1 protein-coding gene is annotated in these 1,418 nt (G+C 71.4%); it reads right to left on the bottom strand.

The window, feature by feature from the left end:
• Positions 1–1,401 (bottom strand): transposase (locus ACIP60_RS38265; RefSeq protein WP_400694274.1); only part of this gene is annotated, 1,401 nt, incomplete at its 3' end.
• Positions 1,402–1,418 lie beyond the last annotated feature (17 nt).

The following is a 1,418-nucleotide window of genomic DNA, read 5'->3' as shown; positions in this document are numbered from 1 at the left end:
GAGGTCCTGGTTGCTGAGGCGTTGGATGTTGACGGCGATGGCGGTGAGTACGTGCTGCAAGTGTGCCTTGGGCTGCCCGCGGTAGCGGCAGTGGCGCATGCCGTGGCCGTGGGCGAACTCGCAGATGGTGCCCTCGATGCCGGATCGGACCGCATATCGCTTGTGCCAGGACGGGTCCTGCTGGTCGGCGCGGTTGCGCAGTTGCAGTTCTAGCAGCTCGCGTGGTGGGAAGCCGACGGTGCGCTGGGCGTCGCGGGAGCTGGTGCACTTGGCCCGGGCCGGGCAGGGCTGGCACTGGCTCCTGGTGAAGCGGGCGACGATCAGCGGGGCGGCGGTCGGCGAGGAGGTCGGGTAGGGGCCGTGCCAGCCGGCGCTGGTCTGGCCCTGCGGGCAGGTGACCTCCTTGCGGTCGAAGTCGATGTGGAAGTCGTCGCGGGCGAAGCCCTCGCCGCGGCGGTGCTGGCGGGTGGGGTTGCCCGGCAGAGGTCCGACGACGGTGACACGGTGTTCGCGCTGAGCCTGTTCCAAGTGGGGCAGGGAGGTGTAGCCGCCGTCGACCAGGTGCTCGTCGGGCAGCAGGCTCCGCCCTTCCAGCCGGATGTGGATGCCGGGCAGGACCTCGGTGTCGGCACTGGTGGCGGGCATGGTGGCCACGTCGGTGATCACGTTGGGTCCGTCGTCGGAGCAGGTCTCGGTCACATGAGCGAGGAACCCCGTCCAGCGGGTGACCTGTCCGCGGCGTGCGTAGCGGGCCGTCGGGTCGTAGGGCGAGACGATCCGCCTCGCCGAGGGCGGCAGGCCGCTGGCGTCGTCATCGTCGCGCCAGCGCAGGTGCCCGGCGGGGTCCCAGTAGTAGTTCTGCACCAGGATCTGCCGCAGGACCTGGACTTGGGGCCTGCCGAGCAGGGAGGGGTGGTTGCGGCCGAGGTGTTCGAGCAGGCGGCGGGCGTCTTCGCCGGTGGTGTTGATCCGGGTCTTGGGCCGGGTGGGGTTCTTGCCCAGGCGCACCGGTCGGCCGTAGCGGCGGCCCCAGTCCTCGCCGACCAGGCCGTCCAGGGCGTGGCCGGCGGTGCGGGCGAGTGCTTCCAGGGCCGCGCGTACGGCCTCGGTGACCAGTTCGAGGCGGGTCAGGTCGCGGACGGTGGCCAGGACGTGGGTGGAGTCGGTGCGCTGGGTAGTGCGCTCGCGGACCAGGCCGGCCTCCTTCAGTCGGGCCAGGGCGAGGTCGAGGAGGCGGTCCGCCCGGCCGTCCCGCAGCAGGCGGTCGCGGAAGTCGGTCAGCACGCTGTGGTGGAAGCCGGGGTCGTCGAGTTCGAGGCCGAGCGAGTATTTGAAGTCGATGCGGCAGCGCACGGCCTCGGCGGCATCGCGGTCGGACAGGCCCAGCAGGAACTGCAGCACGCTCACCGTGGCCAACT

The sequence above is a fragment of the Kitasatospora sp. NPDC088783 genome, assembly GCF_044750705.1.
Taxonomy (GTDB): Bacteria; Actinomycetota; Actinomycetes; order Streptomycetales; family Streptomycetaceae; genus Kitasatospora; species Kitasatospora fiedleri.
The sequence above is the reverse complement of the archived record's forward strand: the minus strand, read 5'-3'. Positions and strand labels throughout refer to the sequence as shown.